The sequence below is a fragment of the Mesorhizobium sp. M7A.T.Ca.US.000.02.2.1 genome, from assembly GCF_003996995.1.
GTDB lineage: Bacteria > Pseudomonadota > Alphaproteobacteria > Rhizobiales > Rhizobiaceae > Mesorhizobium.
The window spans coordinates 1-3,640 of sequence record NZ_RZTT01000521.1; the positions used below are offsets into that span (position 1 = coordinate 1).

Sequence of the window (3,640 nt, forward strand, 5' to 3'; positions counted from 1 at the left end):
GAAGATCGGCAGCGTCGAGGCCACCTTGCCGCCCTCGCTGGCGCGGGCATCGAACTGGTCGTCCCAATTGCCGCGCGCTGAGGATTTCAGGATGTCACCGATCACATCCTGCGCATTGGCGCCGCTGGCGACCACTGCGGCTGCGAGCGCGGAGGCTCCGGAGAGGAAAAAACGACGGCTGGTTCTCATGGACGTTCCAGACATTTGTAGCAGTTCGATCTTGCTGCGTTGATCACCGGGCGATCTCGCCCGCACTGTAAAATTGGCAATCTTAACAATTAGCCAACCATGCTCCGTATCACCTTGGTGTGACAGCGCCCAGGCGCGATACGGATTGCGGGTGAACGCATGGTCTTCACACCAGCATCACTGCCACTCTCGGTTCCACTGGAATATGGCGGCAACGTGGCCTAGCGCCCGAATCCGACTGGCCGGCACTCCGAAAAGAACGGACCGATGCTTTTGGGTATCGGGGTCGGTGCCGTCGCCGAGCTATCGCCTATGGGGTCGACTGCCGCGCGGCAAGGCGCGCAGCCAGCCGCGAACGAGACTGGCTCAGGGCTTCGGACCCGGAGCCTCCAACTCGGAACATCGTTGCAGCACTTGGTTCTCAGGGTAACGCAATATCTTGCTGTCATCGAGTTTGAGCAGCAGCGCCCGCCTCTTTTCCACACTGTCGGTATCGTCCGAGCAAGTCAGGTCCAAAATGACGGCGTCCAGGCCTTTGATCTTCTGGACTTTGTCGATTGTGCAGCCGACTTCCCACATTTCCACCGACTTATCGGTGAACGTCACTCTGGAGTCATTGCCGTCGCACGGGCTGCTGCCTTCCATGGCGAAGGCATCCTTCCACCAGTCCTCGGCGAAAGCCGTTTCTGACGCAAGCAGTAGCGCCGCCGCGACAAAACAGATCTTGAAACGCCTGCTTCGACCCATCATGCCCCCTTGTGCGGCGACATTAGGCATTGTGGAAGCGAAAGCAAAGCGTGGCCCACGGGGTTGCGGTCAGCCGACAAACAGATGAACTCAAGTCGCCGTCAGTCGCTAGAAAAAGGCCGATGCCTCTCGGCACCGGCCCTGACTGAAGGTCGATATTTCGGCCGCGTTTCTGTGGCGCGGGCCGGATCCGATGCGGCGCCTTACATCCGGTAGGCGATAGTGTCGTTCCAGAAGCGGTCGAGCCGCTGCAAAGCACGGTTCATCTGCTTGAACTCGTCGGTGTTGATGCCGCCGACCTGCTCGATCGAGCCGACATGACGCTCGTAGAGGCCGGCAACGACCTCCGCCACCTCGTTGCCCTTCGGCGTCAACGAGACACGGACCGAACGGCGGTCGATGCGCGAGCGCTGGTGATTGATGAAGCCGAGATCGACCAGCTTCTTCAGATTGTAGGAGACGTTCGAGCCGAGATAGTAGCCACGCGAGCGCAACTCGCCGGCGGTCAGCTCGGAATTGCCGATATTGAACAGCAGCAGCGCCTGGATGGCATTGATGTCGGAACGGCCGTTGCGGTCGAATTCGTCCTTGATCACATCAAGCAGGCGGCGGTGCAGCCGCTCAACAAGCTGCAGCGATTCCATGTACAGGGAACGGATAGCCTCGCGGCGATCGTCGGATACGTTGGCGGTCTTCGCCGCCGGACGCGAATTGATCATTGTCTTTGCCTCTCGTTTGTCGCCCTGGTGATTTTTTGTTTTTCACCTTGATCGCGACACTATCGAATACTCATAAAATTCGACTTAAACGCTAGGGCTAACAAGAGCTTACCGGTAAGAGGTTTCGGAAGAGGCTTAACGAACGGTCACCCGAGCAAGGATAATTAACCTAAAGATTTCGGCAACGATTGCGGAGCTCATTCGAGGCGACAGCGGGGCCGCCAATGGGTTCAACGGCTTAGTGGCGGACCGGGCGCTTCTGCAGGTAGATGACGACACGGAAGACGATGTAGAGCAGCGCCACCGCCGCATGCGAGGCGACAATCAGCAAGCGGTGGCCGAATAGCTCGGGAAAGCCGGCATACATGACCGTCTCGGTCACCGCGCAAATGAACCAGATCACCGGCCCCCAGGACGCCAGCATCCACAGGCCGGCAGCGGCAAAGGGAAAGAACACGGCGAGCACCACCGCAGCGACCTGCCAGTGCACGGGCATCAGGTCGAACCGCCACAGCGTACCCGGATAAAAGCCGATCAACCTGATCCAGTAGAGAATGCCGAACAGCAGGCAGTAGCCCGATATGACGCGCTGGAACCAGGCGAAGATCACCTCCACCCCGGAGGGCTGCAGCACGACGCGCCTCGAGGTCACCTCGCTCATATCAAGAGTTCCCGTTCGCCGAGCGGAGCGAAATAGGCATCGACATCCGCTTCGCTGACCGCAGCGAGGCTTGCCGGCCGCCATTGCGGCTTCGAGCCCTTGTCGATGATGGCGGCGCGGATGCCTTCGTAGAAATCATGGCCGGCGAGCATCCGGTTGAGGATGCGGAACTCCATCTTCATGCAGGCTTCCATGGACAGCGTCAGTCCGGCGCTAATCTGACGCCAGGCGACGCGCAGGCTGGTCGGCGAGCGGGTGCGGATCGTCGCCAGTGTCTTTGCCGCGAACTCGTCGGCGTCGGCCGCACGCTCGAGGCTGTCGATGACGCGGTTCAGGGACGGTTGCGAAAAATGGCGAACAATCGCCTCCAGCGTCGGCCTGTCGGTTTCGCGCCTTGCCTGCACGAAGAAGCCGCGCAGCACCGATTCCGGATCGCCGGTCAGCGCCAGGCGGTCGAGGAAGCCAGCCTGGTCCTCGGCCTTGATGGTGTGGGTGGCCAGCCCCGACCACAGCGCATCGCCATAGCGGATGCGATTGCCGGTCAGCGCCAGATACATGCCGAAGGAGCCGCCGAGATCAGGCAGCAGGTGGCTGGCGCCAACATCCGGAAAAAAGCCGATGCCGACCTCCGGCATGGCAAATTGGGCATTCTCGGTCATCACCCGGTGCGAGCCATGGAAGGAGATACCGACACCACCGCCCATGACGATGCCGTCGATCAGGGCCACATAAGGTTTCTTGAAACTGTTGATGCGGGCGTTGAGCCGGTATTCGTCGGCGAAGAACTCGACCGGCGGTTTTCCCGCCCGGCCTGTCTCATAGACATGCAGGATATCGCCGCCGGCCGAAAAGGCCCTGCCCTCTGCCTTGACGACGATGACGTCGATGCCCTGGTCGGCTTCCCAGGCGGAAAGAGCAGCGTCGAGCGCCCTGATCATGCCGTGCGTCAAGGCATTGAGCGCCTGCGGCCGCGTCAAGGTGACGACGCCGGCCCGGCCCAAATGTTCGAAGCGGATCTCGTCGCCTCCGCCAAAATCCATCGTGAAGAATCCCTCCCCCGGCCGCCGGGATTGAAGTGCTAAAGCGTGGCGCATGGGTGCGTCAATGGCGAGCACACCGGTGCAAGCTCTGGCCCGGACCAGGAGCCAGTGCTAAAAATCGAGCTGCAATACTGAAAAACTGGATAGAGTTCATTGCAGCGCAGCTCTGGCGGGTCTTCGAACGGGACGGTTGTTTATGACTCGATTTTCGCGCCTTGCGCCGGTGGCAATCGGGCTGAGCATCTGCTTGGCTGTTCACCCGGTCATGGCGGGGACTTTGGAAG

At 60.6% G+C, this 3,640-nt stretch carries 4 protein-coding genes and 1 pseudogene; all 5 read right to left on the reverse strand.

Translation table 11 applies throughout. From position 1 onward, the window contains the following. Positions 1-189: pseudogene (locus EOD15_RS30730) on the reverse strand (murein L,D-transpeptidase); the annotation flags it as partial. A gap of 366 nt (positions 190-555) precedes the next feature. Further along, a complete protein-coding gene (locus tag EOD15_RS30735) occupies positions 556-966 on the reverse strand; it encodes a hypothetical protein (RefSeq protein WP_245463810.1) in 411 nt (136 codons plus the stop codon). A gap of 173 nt (positions 967-1,139) precedes the next feature. Next, the gene (locus EOD15_RS30740; protein ID WP_008875359.1) at positions 1,140-1,655 is read right to left on the reverse strand and encodes a winged helix DNA-binding protein; all 516 of its coding nucleotides are present in this window, start codon (positions 1,653-1,655) and stop codon (positions 1,140-1,142) included. Positions 1,656-1,893: 238 nt separating this feature from the next. Further along, positions 1,894-2,316, reverse strand: a complete 423-nt coding sequence (locus EOD15_RS30745) for a DUF6163 family protein (RefSeq protein WP_127272646.1) — start codon at positions 2,314-2,316, stop codon at positions 1,894-1,896. Further along, a complete protein-coding gene (locus tag EOD15_RS30750; protein WP_127321506.1) occupies positions 2,313-3,356 on the reverse strand; it encodes an enoyl-CoA hydratase/isomerase family protein in 1,044 nt (347 codons plus the stop codon). Before EOD15_RS30750 ends, EOD15_RS30745 begins: the two co-directional genes overlap by 4 nt. Between the last annotated feature and the right edge of the window lie 284 nt (positions 3,357-3,640).

Excerpts from the sequence above, each read along its gene's own strand:
- EOD15_RS30735 (WP_245463810.1), bottom strand. The coding sequence starts at position 966 with ATGCCTAATGTCGCCGCACAAGGGGGCATGATGGGTCGAAGCAGGCGT.
- EOD15_RS30740 (WP_008875359.1), bottom strand. The coding sequence starts at position 1,655 with ATGATCAATTCGCGTCCGGCGGCGAAGACCGCCAACGTATCCGACGAT.
- EOD15_RS30745 (WP_127272646.1), bottom strand. The coding sequence starts at position 2,316 with ATGAGCGAGGTGACCTCGAGGCGCGTCGTGCTGCAGCCCTCCGGGGTG.
- EOD15_RS30750 (WP_127321506.1), bottom strand. The coding sequence starts at position 3,356 with ATGGATTTTGGCGGAGGCGACGAGATCCGCTTCGAACATTTGGGCCGG.